The organism is Elusimicrobiota bacterium, from assembly GCA_041658405.1.
Classification (GTDB): Bacteria; Elusimicrobiota; UBA5214; order JBBAAG01; family JBBAAG01; genus JBBAAG01.
The window spans coordinates 1-16,205 of the sequence record JBBAAG010000017.1 but is presented as its reverse complement, the minus strand read 5'-3'; the positions used below and the strand labels follow the sequence as shown (position 1 = coordinate 16,205).

General features: G+C 39.9%; 13 protein-coding genes. All 13 read right to left on the bottom strand.

What is annotated here, in order from left to right; all coding sequences use genetic code 11:
* Positions 1–211: 211 nt before the first annotated feature.
* On the bottom strand, positions 212–592 hold the full coding sequence (locus tag WC955_04805; protein ID MFA5858366.1) for a response regulator: 381 nt from the start codon (positions 590–592) through the stop codon (positions 212–214).
* Positions 593–650: 58 nt separating this feature from the next.
* A complete protein-coding gene (gene bamA / locus WC955_04800; protein MFA5858365.1) occupies positions 651–2,936 on the bottom strand; it encodes an outer membrane protein assembly factor BamA in 2,286 nt (761 codons plus the stop codon).
* Positions 2,937–3,046: 110 nt separating this feature from the next.
* Entirely contained in the window at positions 3,047–3,643 is a 597-nt protein-coding gene (locus tag WC955_04795) for a hypothetical protein (GenBank protein MFA5858364.1), read from the bottom strand.
* A 63-nt stretch (positions 3,644–3,706) separates the two neighbouring features.
* Entirely contained in the window at positions 3,707–4,039 is a 333-nt protein-coding gene (locus tag WC955_04790) for a hypothetical protein (GenBank protein MFA5858363.1), read from the bottom strand.
* A 111-nt stretch (positions 4,040–4,150) separates the two neighbouring features.
* Positions 4,151–6,124 carry an ABC transporter permease gene (locus WC955_04785; GenBank protein ID MFA5858362.1) on the bottom strand — a complete coding sequence of 658 codons (1,974 nt, stop codon included), beginning with the start codon at positions 6,122–6,124 and terminating at the stop codon, positions 4,151–4,153.
* Positions 6,121–7,158 (bottom strand): efflux RND transporter periplasmic adaptor subunit, encoded by a 1,038-nt coding sequence (locus WC955_04780; GenBank protein ID MFA5858361.1) that lies wholly within the window; start codon positions 7,156–7,158, stop codon positions 6,121–6,123. The genes WC955_04785 and WC955_04780 overlap by 4 nt, the downstream gene beginning before the upstream one ends.
* A 2-nt stretch (positions 7,159–7,160) precedes the next feature.
* Positions 7,161–8,459: a TolC family protein gene (locus tag WC955_04775; protein ID MFA5858360.1), complete on the bottom strand. Its 1,299-nt coding sequence runs from the start codon at positions 8,457–8,459 to the stop codon at positions 7,161–7,163.
* Positions 8,460–8,542: 83 nt separating this feature from the next.
* Entirely contained in the window at positions 8,543–8,965 is a 423-nt protein-coding gene (locus WC955_04770) for a hypothetical protein (protein MFA5858359.1), read from the bottom strand.
* Positions 8,962–9,450 carry a zf-HC2 domain-containing protein gene (locus WC955_04765; protein ID MFA5858358.1) on the bottom strand — a complete coding sequence of 163 codons (489 nt, stop codon included), beginning with the start codon at positions 9,448–9,450 and terminating at the stop codon, positions 8,962–8,964. The genes WC955_04770 and WC955_04765 overlap by 4 nt, the downstream gene beginning before the upstream one ends.
* A 2-nt stretch (positions 9,451–9,452) precedes the next feature.
* Positions 9,453–10,133, bottom strand: coding sequence for a sigma-70 family RNA polymerase sigma factor (locus WC955_04760; protein ID MFA5858357.1), 681 nt, complete (start codon positions 10,131–10,133; stop codon positions 9,453–9,455).
* 286 nt (positions 10,134–10,419) lie between these two features.
* On the bottom strand, positions 10,420–11,934 hold the full coding sequence (locus WC955_04755) for a sulfatase-like hydrolase/transferase (GenBank protein MFA5858356.1): 1,515 nt from the start codon (positions 11,932–11,934) through the stop codon (positions 10,420–10,422).
* Between the two features lie 33 nt (positions 11,935–11,967).
* Positions 11,968–13,497 (bottom strand): PorV/PorQ family protein, encoded by a 1,530-nt coding sequence (locus WC955_04750; GenBank protein ID MFA5858355.1) that lies wholly within the window; start codon positions 13,495–13,497, stop codon positions 11,968–11,970.
* A 16-nt stretch (positions 13,498–13,513) separates the two neighbouring features.
* Positions 13,514–16,205, bottom strand: a 2,692-nt coding sequence (locus WC955_04745) for a T9SS type A sorting domain-containing protein (GenBank protein ID MFA5858354.1), incomplete at its 5' end; no start/stop codon positions are given.

Below are 16,205 nucleotides of genomic sequence, written 5' to 3'. Positions count from 1 at the left end.
AGTATTATATGCTCCCATCTAAGATAATAGCAAAAAAATGTGTCCAGATTAGTAAAAAGACAAATCCTATGGGGATTTAACCCTATATATGCAATTTTACCTAAGGTTCGAAATTGTGCTACAACCTGTAGCACAAATACCATGGGGGCTTAACGGCACTGCAAAAATATATTTCTAATAACAAATATGCGGATTTACCCAATGTTACCCTTTACAGTATACGTTTAACTACCAAAGTAAACGTATTATTATCAAACGGTTTAGGTAAAACCAAGTCTACTTGAAGGTCCACTAAACATTTAAATAGTTCTTCAGTAGGTTCAGAACTAACAACTATTATCTTGGTATTTTTGGTGTCCGGGTTGTTTCTAATATGCTGGCAAATTGCAAGTCCATTACAACCGGGTAAATTATAGTCTGTAATAACTAAGTGCGGTTGAAAAGCTGCTATCTTTTGCATAGCGTCCAATCCGTTATAAGAAACTTCTATTTCTGGTATAGGATCAATTCTTTTTAATAGGCGTACGATAATGGCGACAATCTGTCGTTCATCGTCTATAACCAATATTTTGGGGGTTCGCTGATGTTCCATACTAAATCACCTTCAGCTCCATAAAAAGTGGGGCGCATATCAAACAAAACACTATGTCTTAGAACATATTTCCAATAGTGAAATAGAACTGCATTTGGTTAACTCCCGGTTTGTTCAACGGTAAACCCCAGTCAAACCTTAACGGAAACACTGGTGTCGTAATCCTAATCCCAAAACCAACCCCGGCTTTGAGTTCATTTGCAGAATTGCCTATATTCAATGAAATATCTTCAGGCCGTTCCCACGCGCCGCCGATATCGGCAAACACAGCGCCTTGCAGCATCGTCTTTCCATTATCCATCGCTAACGGAAATTTGTATTCAAAATTACATACGGTCATATATTTACTACTCCCTGCGGGGCCAATTTCACCATAATCATAACCGCGCACAGTATCACCCCCGCCGATATGAAAATACTCGCTCAACAACTGTTTATCAGGTTCAAGATACTGTGATACATACCCAACCTTTGCGCTGGCTGAAAATACAAATTTCCAAAAGGTAGGGAAAAACCATGCGGTTGAAACTATAGGTTTACAAAAATGCGCTTCCGCACCCAATGGCCCACCTGCTACCTGCAACGACAAAGAGTTCCTCGAACCTTTGTTGGTGTCAAAGATATTATCACGTTTATCATATGCTACGCCTACTGTGATTTTAGAAATATCCGGTGAGTAGTATATTTTATCCATATACTCAGTCAAGATTTCATAAAAATCCACTTGCTCAAACGAGTACCCTGCGCTCAACGACATATATTCTGATAACTTCGGAGTGAAAGTTAATGCCACACCTCTCCGTCTTTCTTTATAAGCATCAGATACCGTACCGTAATATAGCGAACTATCAGTATTAGATATACTTGATGTAAAAGCGATAGGTTTACTTAAGAACCACGGATCTGTAAAACTTATCTCATAATTTTGCTTGCTTTCTCCAAATTCTACCTGCATATTTAGCCGGTACCCGTATCCGAACAGGTTCATATGTTGCACCTGCAGCGTACCTACCAACTTATCCGTAGAAGAATACCCCATACCAGCCGACATCATGCCCGGCTGACCGTCTGCCACCATGAACACGACGTCAACGAGGTCCGGGTTTTCTGTGGGCTGGATATCAATTTTTGCGTCTTCAAGAAACCCGAGGTTGTTAAGCCGTTCCATAGTACGCCGAATTTTGTTTGCCAACAGCGGCGAACCAGGTTTCACCAGTATCTCGCGGTCAATCACATTGGTTTTGGTATACGTGTTGCCATCAACATATATCTTGTTGACATACACGATATTGTTTTCTGTAACAATAAACGCAATACCTACCTTCCCGGTATCCGTGCTTTGTATCAATTCCGGCACCACTTGCGCACGCAAGTACCCGCGGTCCGCATACATCTGGTGCAACAACGCCAAGCTGGTATCATGTTTTTCTTGGTTGAACACCTGTTTTTTTTCGTATGTTAAAACAGCTTTCAATTCTTTCTCAGGAATAACGCTGTTACCAGAAAAACTTATTTCGTCAACGACAAACTTCGGCCCTTCTTCAATGTTTATTATCAACACGGTCTCAGTACGCTCGTCGTTATATTTAAACTCGGGCTCTAGCAACTGCATGTTTAAAAACCCGTTGTTTTTATAGAACCTCACAAGTTCTTCTTTATCTTTATCGAACACATCCTTTTTAAAATACTGTTTTATCTTTGTTTGCATTAATCCTGCAATCTTTTTTGGTTTGAACTTAGCGTTTCCGTTAAAGATAAGGTCTTTAACAAGAATGCGTTTCCCTTCGGTTATCAAAAAAGTAAGTATTTTTTTCTTGGATTTTGGATCATCTACCGTAGAATATTCTGCTTCGCAATCAGCAAACCCTTTTTCCCGGTACAGCGATATTATCTTGTCACGATCCGCTTCGGCTTTCACAAAATTGTAGTACCCTTTTTTCTTTAGCGTAAGATCGCCTTTAAGTTTGCCGTCAGAAAACTGTTTATTCCCTTTAAACTTAATATCCGCGATCCGGGGCCGTTCGGTTATTTTGAACACAAGCTTTACGCGATCTTTTTCTTTCCCTTTACCTTTAACTTCAACAATATCCGGCACAGCGTCTTCTACGCCTTCGAGTTCAAGTACGCGTTCAGTCTCTTCTTTAATAACATCTTCGTTGACTTCGCTGCCTTTCCGTACTTTCAGTTGATCAAGAACCGTGCGTTGCGAAACGGTTTTCGTGCCTTCCACAACAATATCAGTAATTTTTTTTGACTCTTCCGCGAATACAGACGCTTGAGAAAACAATACCGAAAGTATCGCAGTTATCACTAAACTATCAACTCTTTGCTTGATTAATGTCATAAACCTGCATCCCTAATTTATCTGTAAAGTTTGAATTATTCTATATACTAAATCAGGGTATATAAAAGATTGCATTTTAATGCCCCAAGTAGTATCTCTTACGCAATCAATTATTCACCTCTGAACGGCGGGGGCCCCTCTCCAGCTCCCTCCCGCCCCCTAGGACTTCCAAACCCGCCACCTCTGTTACCCATTTCTTCTCTCATTTGTTCTTTCATTTTGGCTTTTTGTTCAGCCTCCTTTTTTCGGAAATAACTGTATAAAACTGATCGTTGGTCCCCAGATAATAATATTTTCAGTTTCGCTTTTGACATCATTCTTGTTTTGTACTGTTCATCCCTCAAGGTGTTTACCTGATTTATAAGAGATTCGATTTCGGTTAATTCAATTTGTGTGTTTTCATCTTGTGTTTTCATAATATTTACAAGTTTTAACCGGTTTTTTAATTCGCTTTCACTCATTTTTATCGTTTCTTGGGTTTCAACGGTTTGGGTGGATTCTATAACTAAGTTATTCAACTGCTCTTTCTGCTTTTCAGTAAGGTTCAACTTCGCCAATAGTTGGTTGTCATTACACCATCTAAAATTCAGGCCATAGTCGGACCATTCTAGATCCTGCTCAATCGTAGGTGGAAATCCTGCACAAAAACATATCCCGAAGCTACAAAAAAATATTGCAAGAAAAAATAGAATTTGTTTGTTTAACATTATTTACCTCCTTAAAACTCGTTTTAAAAATATTCAATCAAGTAATTACGAATTTATCAAAAACTATTTCTGAGGGTTTTCAAAATTACCTTGTTCCTTCGCCGGCGGTACTTTCCACTTGTTTTCCAGATATCCAGGCCTTGGCGGGCTCATTTTACCTTCCATATTAGGAGGGTTGTTGAACCCCATACTTTGGCCCATACACGGCATTGTACCGGGTTTCATTACTAAACTGAAAATAAGCACTAACGCAGCGGTAACAAAAAGAATTATTGACATGACATTACCAAACTGTGAAATATGTTTTGGGACATTGTCTCGGTTCGCGCTCCACATCGCAACGTATCCTAAAAACACTAAAAGCACTGTAATAACTATTGGCAATACTATAAGCATACCTGGTTCCTCCATTTATTAAAAATAATCTACCTTACACTCTTCCCAAGCAACCAACTTAAAATATAGTTACCACCTCCCCGCTTCTTTTCTCGTAAAAGTTGGGCAAAATCACTCATACCTCAACGCGTCGATAGGGTTCAACTTTGCAGCGTTCATCGCCGGATACAGGCCGAAGATGACGCCTATGATAAACGCAAAACAAAACGAAATTATTATCGAAACCGCTGAAACCGATGTGGGCCATTTGCCAAGCGCCCCAATCCCCAGCGAAACAATTATGCCGAGGAAAACACCGATTAACCCACCGATAACACAGATGACCACTGCTTCAACCAAAAACTGTGACAAAATATCGCGGTATTTTGCACCAACAGCTTTTCTCACACCGATCTCGCGTGTTCTCTCTGTGACCGACACCAGCATTATGTTCATTATTCCGATACCGCCTACTAAAAGTGAGACTGACGCAATCCCACCGAGCAACAAACTAAACGTTTTTGATGTAGAACTTACCATCTCGAGTATCTCGGCTTGAGAACGGATTCTGAAATCATCTTCGTCGTTATCACGAAGCTTATGTCGTTTTCGTAAAACTGCTGTTATTTCCTGGTTCGCTTGATCCATCGAATCTTTGTTAATAACCTGTATATTGATATCGCTAAGGGACTCTTTACCAAAAAGGCGCTTCTGCGCGGTCGTCAACGGAATAATTATTTGGTCGTCTTCGTCACCCATTGGACCACCCGAACCTTTCTCCTGAAGAGTACCGATAATCTTGAACCGTAAATTATTGATTTTTATGGTTTTTCCTATAGGATCAGTATTTTCATCAAACAACTCTTCAATCACGCTGTTTCCTAAGACGGCTACTTTCAACCGTGACTTAACCTCTTTTTCTGTAAAACATTTCCCGGCTTTAATCTTGAAATTGCGTATATCCAGATATTCCGGATATGTTCCACAGATACGCGTATTTGTGTTTTTGTTACCGAATATCGCTTGTGCGTTACCATTACAGGTAGGCGCAATTTTGTTTACGGTCTTAACCGTATTTTTTACATACGCTACGTCTTCCAGTTTCAACCCAGCGCTACTTCCAATGGCTGATGCGGCATGGCTCCCCGGTGCGTTGGACCTCGCGGACATTATTGTCAATAAATTGGAACCCATATTTTCTATCCTCTTAGTGATATCCTTCTTTGCTCCTTGACCAATTGAGACCATAGCTATTACCGCAGATACGCCAATAATAACGCCAAGCATTGCGAGTATACTTCTAAGTTTATTAGCTAACAACCCGTTTACTGACATTTTGATGCTGTCAAACATTTCGAACATGTTGAATAAACTATCATTGTTTCCGTTTGGCGTATTTGCAATGTTTTGATTAACCGTTAGTGTTGATAAATAATCTTTCTTCTTCTCGTCATTTACAATTATCCCGTCGTTTATTGTAATAATCCTTTTTGCGTATTCAGAAATTTTGGGATCGTGGGTAACAAGAACTGTGGTAATGCCTTTTTCGTTCAACTGCCGGATTATCTCCATAATTTCTTTCCCAGACTGAGTATCCAGATTGCCTGTAGGTTCGTCGGCAAAAAGGATTTGCGGGTTATTTGCCAACGCGCGCGCAATCGCTACTCTTTGTTGTTGCCCTCCGGATAACTCGTTTGGTTTATGGTTTATACGGCCGGTAAGCCCTACAGCATCAAGCGCGTTTTGGGCGATAGCTTTTCTGCCGGAAACATTGCCGTATATCATCGGTAACTCGACATTACTCAACGCCGTAGTCCGGCTGAGTAAACTAAAGTTTTGAAATATAAAACCAATATATTTATTGCGTAAATACGCTAACCGATCGTCGTTCATGTTATTGACTTCCACGCCGTTAAAAAGGTATTGGCCTGAATCGGGTTTATCCAAACATCCCAGAATGTGCATCAGGGTAGACTTCCCGCTGCCGGACGCGCCCATAATCGCAATAAATTCACCTCTTTGGATTTCAAGGGAAACTCCGCGTAACGCGTTTACCCGGTATTTACCCATCTGGTAAGATTTGTGTAAGTCCGATACTTGTATCATCTCGGCCTGCCTCCCATCATCATCGGCGGCGGGCCTTCAACCTCTTTTTGTTTATCGGTTTTTTTACTTGTTACGGAAGTACTGCTGTTAGTTTTGTCTTGGGTTATTATAGCTACGCGATCACCTTTTTCAATTCCAGATAATATTTCTATACCTTCCTCATCTTCGACTCCAGTTGTAACTTCTTTAGAATAGGATTTACCATCCTGATTGAGGAGAAAGACATATTTACTATTGTTTGAAGTACGAACAGCGGCGGCTGGGAGTTGTATCGCATTTTTTTTGACGTAGGTAACAACATTTACGTCTACGCTCATCCCCGACTTCAAAAGATTTAGCGCTTTGGATGTAAGTTTGATCAACACTTCGTATGCAGTGACATTGGACTCTACTGTAGCGGTGTACGCAATTTTTATGATTTTTCCCTCAACTTCGTCGTCCGGGTACGCGTCGACAACAATTTTTGCTTTCATCCCTTCCTTAATTTTGCCAATATCGGTTTCATCCATTAAAACCTTTGCCACAAGTTCGTCGGATACTTCCAAGATTGTTGTGTTAGTTTCAACTTTCTGGCCCGGCTCTACATTTCTCAAGGTTACCAACCCGGCGATAGGAGAGATGATAGGTATTTTTTGGTATGCAGCTTCTGCGATACGCAATTCGTTCTGCGCTTTTTTAACATCTGTGGTATTATTGCTTGCTTGCGCGATTTCCAAATTCTTCTTTGCTGTGGTGAGAAGGTTGATGCGGTCATCGCTGCTGACCATTGCCAGTGTTTGTCCTGCTCTTACTATAGACCCTTCATCCACATAAATTTCTTCTACCTGCCCTTTTTTGGAAGAAGTAAGCGTAATCTTTATTCTAGGTTCAAGCACTCCAGTGACTGACACCTCTGACGTGATTTCCTTTTTTTGTACTTCAACAACTGTATAGCTGTTATCTTTACTATTGGGTTTATTATTTCTTATGTACAAGAATACCGTAGCGGTTATCAGTAACAATACTGAAATGATTAATATAAGATACTTTTTCATAATCAGCTCCTTATCCCGTTCCTAATCCCCATTGCATTAAGTAGATCGGCTTTTGCTAGCTCGTAGTTAAACCGGGCTTCTATTAATTCAAGTTCTGCGGTGTTAAGGTTGTCTTCAATATCTTCAAATTCGAGAAACGAAATATTTCCCTGTTTATACTCGATACCGGCGAGTATCGCGCGTTCTTCGGCAACATCAATGTTTGCTTCGGCAAGCGCGAACCGTGATTTTGCAAGCACAGTTTTAAAATATGCGGCTTTAACTTCGATCGTTATAGTTTCTAACAAACTCTTTTGTTCCAAAAGAAGCGAGTTAAGTGTAATATCGTTTTCTTTCAGTTTTAAATATAATGGAAATCCGGCAGAGATTGGAAACGATATTGAGAGCACTGTGTTGGCATCGGAGGTGGTTGGTGTAAGGGTTTTGCCGGCAAGATTGTACCCAGCCGACGCTGAAACTGCCGGGAGGTACTCGCTTTGAGCTACTATCCTATCCAACTTATTGATTTCAATACTCACTTCTTTTTGTTTAATATCCGGCCGGTTTTTAAGAGCTACCTCTATGGCTTTATCTGCTTCCAGCTTGATTTCGTCACCGGTATATTGTTCATCAACAATTATCATTTCACCTTGCCCTTTCCCCATTTCTTTTTTCAATTGCAGCAATGACATTTCAACATTATTCTTAGCCGCAAGCAAGTCATACTCGGATTTTTTTGTGTAATATTCTGCTTGGTCCAGATTTGTTTTTTTCTCATTTCCTATCTGGTATAATAGCGAAACAATAGCACAGTTTTCTTTCCTGCGTTTGAGTTCAGTTTCCCTGGTAATAAGCAGCGCATTGTTTTGTAGAAGTTGAAAATACAGCTTCTTTATGTTCAGGATCAAAGTATTTTGTTGTTGGATATACTGTAACTCCGCAAGTTTGTAATTGTTCTGCGCTTTTTTTATGGTTGCCGTATTCTTCCCACTGCTGAACAATGTTTGAGTTATCTTTAAACCCGTATCGTACCCTGAAGAATCTCCTCCTGTATTTTGGACAAAACTATAGCCTATCATTTGCAAATAATTCAGGTTAAGATTTACCTGTGGATAAACTATGTAAACTGTTGATTTTAATTGAACATTTTTTAATTCTTTATCATAAGCAAGTGCACTTAATACCGCATTATTTTTTAATGCAGTATTAATACAGTCCTCCAAAACCATTTTGGTTTCAGAATAGCTTGGGAAAGTATAGATTGTGAATATTAAAAAAAGCAATGTTAATAAACTTATTGTTTTCCACAACTCATACTTCATTTCTTACCGGCCTCCCATCCAATTTATTAGGTTCATGGTTATTAGAACCAAATGAATGAGAAAATGTTACAGTAAAAAATGTTTTAGCGTATATCTCTGTCCCGCTGGGGTACGGGACCCCTGAATTCAGGCTGTTTCGGCGCTTCCTTTAGCATCTTATCAAATGATATTTTTTGTTCTTCGTTCAATATTGTTCTTATACTTATATTCACGGTATTCATTGTTTTTGTCATTTTATCATAAAATTCGTCACGGTATTTATCAACTACGCCTTTGTTGGATATTAGGATTTGAACGATTTGCTTTTTCTGAGCCTCAGTCAAACTTAATTTTTTTGAAAACATGTCCACCATGTGCTGTTCCGGCGACTTCCCCATCCGTCCGTCGGGCATTGGAGGCCCAAACCGGCGGTTACTAGAAAAATGCTTTATTGACAGGAAACCGGACATCACACCGAGCAGATAGATTATGATTAATACAGAAATTGCAAACAACGCCTTTTTCATTTTTTTATCTCCTTACTGGATTCACTGTTCATAATGTATTTTATTATATCATCAGGTTCAATATATTTTTTATTTAACAAATCAGCGGCTGCTGAATCTGAGATACTCGCTATAAAGTACTCCTGTAGTTCGTTATAACCATTAGCGGTATCCGAAAAATAACTTTTAAACGTAACAGTGGAAACGACGAGTAACAATGTCGTAAATACAAATAACAATTCTTTTGGAAAAATGAACAGGTCTAATATGGAATTAGCTACGGGAGCATCCTTCGGTAACCGTTCTAATAGCCGGGTTTCAAAAAACGGTGATGTTGATACGGACTTATTTGTGGTAAATAAGTTGTCGGTCAATTTTAAGCGTTCGTATTTTGCGCTGCATACCGTGCAACCGCGTATATGCGATTCTAATTGTTTCTTTTCTACCGGAGATAACTCGCCGTCAATATAGGCTGATAATAGTACCGCCATCTTTTTACAGTTCACAGTTATTTCCCTCCGTAACTAAATTCTTCATAAAAAGGGCGCATTTTATCGTCAAGTTTTTCACGCGCCCTGAAAAGCCAGATTTTTACTTTCTCCATAGAGATACCAAGTATTTCCGAAATTTCTTTATAGGACAGGCCGTCAACAGTTTTTAAAATGTAAACAGTCCTGTATTTGGTTGGCAAAAGATTAATCATTTTGTGTAGCAGCGCAATTTGTTCTTCATTTATCAACATCGTGTCTGGGTTTTGTTCCTCGCTCTTTAGTATATCGACAAGCGTGGCAGCGTTTTCACTTGACAAAGGAGCGTCTAAGGAAATGAATTCCCGTTTTGTTTTCCGCATGCTGTGTTGGCATTCGTTAATAGTTACGCTGTAGAGCCAGGTGAAGAACGAGGATTGTTCCTTGAACGTATTGATTTTACGGTATACTTTAAGAAACACTTCTTGTGTAACGTCATCTGCTTCAGTTTTGTCTTGAATAAAAGTGAACACTATCCTATATATACGATCTTTATACTTGTGTATAAGTTCCTCAAAAGCGGGTTGGTTGCCATTCTTGAGTGATTTTACTAGTTCAGTATCTGCTTCCATAAATACGGGTTGTTGCAAAACAGTGCTTCCTTTTGGGTTATCTAACCTTCTCATATCATTGGCCAATAATAGCACATAACTATCTTCCACAACAGGTGTCTCCTATCAAGCTTACTTATTAGAGCCATCAATGCACTTAAATGTTACAACTCTACCCAATTTCTCAGCGTTAGTGACCTCAAGTTAGGTACCTATATACTATTGATGTAAGAGTACCATCACAGGGGGTGCAAATTAACCCGCCATTTTGACCCACTATTAACATACAACAATGCCTAGGCCTATATTTGAACCATCCGACGCTATAATTATAAATGCCCATGGGTCAAAATTCGATGCTAGACTGAGTCAAATTTGGATGCAAACTCACAACTTATCATGCATGAGCAATCCTAGGCATCCACAATGGTTCCTTGCCCATTTCCGTATGCAGAAACCGGAGTAATAATTTAGATTTTAAGTATTGATATTTTTTGTTGTTCCATAAGTTGTTTAATTCGCAAGGATCTGTTTTTAGGTCGAACAGTTCGCCATAGGGTTTGTTATAGTAAACCGTGATTTTATACCGGTCATTAACAAATGTCCTGAGGTTAACAGTAGTTGGTTCATGGCGGTTTTCTATTATAACACTATCCCTTGCGGTATGCTTCTTCCCAAACCATACATCAGCCTGGTCAATTCCCGCCATAGTCCTGGGTACCGGGATACCCGTCATACTCAAAAATGTGGGCGCTAGATCTACGAGTGATTGTAAAGAATCTGACTGCCGGTTCGCCGGGACTTTACCCGGGTACCGCACAATAAACGGTATTTTAATCATGTCTTCATAATGGAACGCGCCTTTAGCTTTTAGCCCGTGCTGTCCAAATAAATGCCCGTGGTCCGTAGAAAATACTACTAACGTGTTTTCCGCAAGGCCAAGTGTGTTAAGTTTATCCAAAATCCTGCCGATATATTTATCCATCAAACTTATCATCCCGTAATACACTGCGATATCTTTCGGTAGCGAGTGAAGATTTCTTAAGTGTGTATGGAAACCGTGTAATGCGTACCCGCTTTCTTTCCACGGAGTGAAGTCCGGTTCTTTTTCCTGGGTTAACCCGAAATGAGGCGGATTATTTTTGTGTTCACCCGGTTTTATCGATGGGATTGAGAGTTTATCCGGGTCATACATAGTATCCCATGGTTCGGGTACCAGGTATGGCGGGTGAGGGTCAAAAAAACTTGACCACAAGAAAAAATTATCTTTTTGTTTCGCGTATTGTTCAAGCAAAACATTTGTGCGGTCCGCAATCCATTTATTGTAATGATACTTTTCCGGAAGTAACCATTTATGCGTTTGTTCCCGCGGTTTTGTCCCTGTTGGCGGTGAAAAAAAGTCGCGCCAGTTATTTAACCCGTTTTCTTCCATCCATAACGCGTAGTGTTGTCCAACAAGATACTCGTCAGTATGGTTACGTGCAAGGTCTACGTGTTCAAACCCGTAGAACGGCCCGTGAAACTTTTTCCAGAACTTAAAATCATGAAGAGTAGGGATAGATTCCAGTGACGGAAATTCTTTTGTACTTCCCAGCGGCTGAAAATGAGCTTTACCTATAAGCGCTGTGCGGTAACCCGCATTACTAAAATCTTCACCAACAGTATGTTCAGTTTCAGGTAATTTTGTCCCTAATGACCATGCTCCGTGCTGGCTGGGGTATTTACCTGTAATAATCGATGCACGGCATGGCGTGCATGTAGGGTTTGTGCAGTACGCGCGCGTAAACACAGTTCCTTCAATTGCTAACTTATCAAGATTAGGCGTCCTGATTTCTTTATTAAACCGTCCTATGGTATTCCAGTGCTGCTGGTCACTGGTTATCAGTAATACATTAGTTTTTTTGTTTGGCATAATACAAATAATCCTTTACCATGTTTTACATTTTTAAGTTCTTACACGAAGATTAAACACTATTTTGGATGGCAAGTTGTTTATCTCAACATTCTTTTCTTCTGCGATATACCCCTGTTTCCATGCTTTAACCCAATATTTGCCTGTAACAAAATTATCTATAATTAAAACACCGTTTTTGTCAGTTATCAATTTATAAACATCTACACCCCCAGAAGCTATTCGTATTGTTACCTCGCTTAGGGGCAGGCCTTTCGCATCTAATACAGTAAACATTACCTTATTGGTTTCATCCGCAGTAACAGGTGAGGTGCTCACATTAATTTCCACCCCGTGTTTTTGTGTACTAACTGCCGTAGTTGTGTTAACTTGAAGCACATACGTTTTTCGTGTATCCTTTTTGGGTATCACAGTAACCGCGATTTTTGGCGGTTCTGTTGATAATGTTATTGACGGAACCATCCTGCCGATAGGACATCCTTTTTCATCTACTGTAGTACCCGGTGGCGTGTTAGTGCATATATCACGGTAGTCCGGTACACCGTCCTTATCGCTATCCACCGGGCACCCGTCTTTGGTTACTTTAACTTTATCCGGTGTATCAGGGCATTTATCAAGTGTATCTTCAACACCATCACTATCGCTATCCTGCTTTCCTAACTTCATCTTAAACGTAACAATATGAGACATCCCCAATACCCCGTAAGGTACCCATGAGTAGTCAATAGTGTATTGTTTATACGACACCCCGGCTCCTATCCTGAATGACCCTATAAAGTCCGTTATCTGCGGGTCAATTTTTAATCCTATTCTCGGCATGAAACCTATATTATTGAACTCAAACCTGCTTTCATTACCGATACTAAACTCGTAGTTACTGTTGTTCGGTACATTAAACTCCGCGACCAGCATAGATTTGTATTTGCTTATATAATAATTATATCTCCCGCCAATTTTTAGGTTTACCGGTAATGGAACGGTTTTTGTTATATACGTCATTGACGGCCCAATATTTTGTAATGCCACGGCTATCTGTAAATTATCATTTACCAACTGCATAACACCAAAATCAAACGCCAGTCCGGACGCTGAAACTGTATCTATTGTTGAATACAAATATTTAACGGATATACCGTATGGCGTTTTCTTTAATATATTTGAATACGACATTATTACTGATAAGTCCATTGGGGAATAGGTTTCATTAATCAATGCTCCGGTATTATCATATTTCTGTATCGTACCAAGTGATAACAGGTTAACCCCGGCAGTGAGAACTCCGAATTTAGGGCATTGCGAATACGCATAGTTTTGGTAGTTAATATTTTCAAACCAAATGTTGTCGGATACGCCTATCTCAGGACGTTTAACTGAATATCTCCCCGCAGGGTTATAATAATACCCGAATATATCGTCCTCAACGCATGACAATGCACCGCCTAACGCCACTCCACGTGCGCTGATGTTCATCCGTAAAAACTGCAGCCCGCTGTCAGCCGTAGCAGCGAACGCCTGCCGGGATGCAAGTACCAACCATAGTATGCATACTAAGTATCTGTTCATATTTTTTATCATTAGTTTATTTAATAATACTAAGCTTACCTTTCATCACAGTACTGCTGTCATTGTTGTTTGTAACAACGTATAGATATACTCCTGATACTGCCTCGTTGCCGGATATATCTTTTGTATTCCATTCATACACATTATCACCGTTGGTTTCACTGGCTTCAAATACAAGTTCACCAAGAATGTTATAGATCCGTATCTTAGAGTTATTTGTTAATCCTTCAAACACAATACCGTTTACCCGTGAGTACTTATCGTTACTATACGGTTTGTACGGGTTAGGATATACTTTTAGGGAATTAAGATTATCAGCAGAGATAAGTTTTCCGAACATAGCATAAACAGAGAACTGGTTTAGTTCAACCTGTATAGTATTATTTTCTTTATCAACAACTCCACCAATAAGCACCCATTCATTGAAATACTCGTCAAGACGGTATATCCGCAGCGTTTCTTCGTACACCGGCGGAAATACACCGTCAATCTTACCGTCATTATTGTTGTCATTATATACAATACTCACACCAATATTTTGAGCGAACCCGGAAGTAATCCTGGTACCGTTAGTACGATACATATTAAGCTCGGTGATACCTGTATCAAACACCTTAACATTATCCTTACCGGAGAGTTTGGTATTAGCTTCTTCAATCTGCTGTTTCCCAACTTTTTTTGGTGTTATCAGAGGAGTAGGGTTAACATCAACATAAACTTCAGTGGTAACGGCATTTTGGGGTATATACACCCTGATTTCTTTAATAATGCTCTGAGTGTCATACTGCATAACAATTAGTTTTGAAGTTGAAACTGGATTAAATATTTCGTTATCAACCTTACTTGTTTTTATGGTAACCGCCGTACCGGTATCTACCAGCACTAAATCCTGTGTATATGTATAAACCCTGAAATAGTATGTCGTATCAGAAAGTAATTGCTCAACAGCATAATCTTTAACTGTAACTGTTCCTGAGGTTACTGTCCAATTAACATTATCTGTTGACTGCATAATTGCATAAACCGTACCCGACGAATACTGCGGAATCTCAATGTTTACTGTATGTGCAGACCGAGTTGATATGCTCAACTCTGTTATCGGTAATGTTTGAGTATATACTGTTCTTACAAAATATCCTGTACTTAAACCAATGAGGTTATATACAAGCATATACCTGGAATACGCGGTATTTGAACTAAGGTTGGTTTCTGTATACCACGTTGTATTTGATGAAATATACGCGATTGTGTCACCGGTGACTGAGAATAATATATATCCGTTCTCGTTATCATAACTATCTTCCCAGTACCAATTTATGATTGTGGTTGAGGCTGCAATCCCGTAAAAATTGTATAACGGTACCGGAGGCGATACCGTGACATTGATAAACACCGACCCTGTCTGCTGGCTTGTAACCGTCCCTCCGTAAGTATCGTACGCAATTACTTTCCAGTAATACGTAACCTGCGGGGTTAAGGTATCCTGCAGGTTAAGTTCAGTTGATGTAATATTGCTGCTGGTATCGCACACCTCAAATCCCGGGGTGGTACTATATATCACGGTATAATACACTGTGTCCTGGTCAGGATCAGTTGTCTGCTGCCAGTCAAATGTCACGGTTGTAGTGCTGGCCACACTGCTGGTTGTTGCAACAATATCAAAACTTACCGGCGCAGCGTTCGTAGCAATGTAGAAACTGTATAAATCAGAAACAGTGCTTGACCCGTCATAATTGTCGTAAGCCAATACTTCCCAATAATACGTAGTATACGGCGGTAATCCAGGCGGTAATGTAAACCCTGTGGTTGTTAACCCGGAACTCGAAACGTAGGCCGACATATCCTGTGAAGTACTTACCCGAATCTCGTAATAGACAGTATCCCCGTCGGTATCAGTACTTGCATGCCAGTCAAACGTTGGGGTACGGGTATCCACACTGCTGCTTGTCGGGATCACAATAAAATCTGTGGGGACAGTATTTGTAGTGATATAAAACAACCCGGTTTGCGCGCTTGTTACTGACCCGCCATAGATATCGTACGCTACTATCCGCCAGTAGTGTGTTGCGTACGGAGCCAAGCCGTTACTGAATGTATACTGTGTTGTAACAATCCCGCGAGTGGTAGTATAAACACTGAAATCCTGGTATGTACTATTATGTATTTCGTATTCTATATTATCCCCGTCAGGATCGGTTGTTGTGTACCATGATAATGTCGGGAAATGCGTTGTTATTACCGCAGAAGAATGGTTTATATTAAAACTTACCGGTACTGTATTGCTGTCAATAAACATGTACCACACGTTTTGTATTGCCGTTGTTGTATCTCTATATTTATCATACGCATTTACCGTCCAGTAATATGTTGAATAACACATTAGTTTTGATGTTACGTTATAAGTTTGTGTGTTCAACCCTGCGGATGATACGTATGTTCCGAACTCAGCATTTGTACTATATTTTAATTCATACCTTACATAATCCCCTGGATCGGTTTCTAATGACTGGTCCCACCCAAAATATGGTAGGCGCGTATGTACAGTCCCACTGGAATATAACATATTAAAACTTCCGGGGGTTGTATTGCTTGATACAACAAACTGCCAGTCTGTCTGTGTACTCGTTGTTGTACCCCCCGTCGTATCATAGGCGTATACTTTCCAGTAATATGTCGTATACGGGTTCAGCATTGCTTCTATCGCGTAA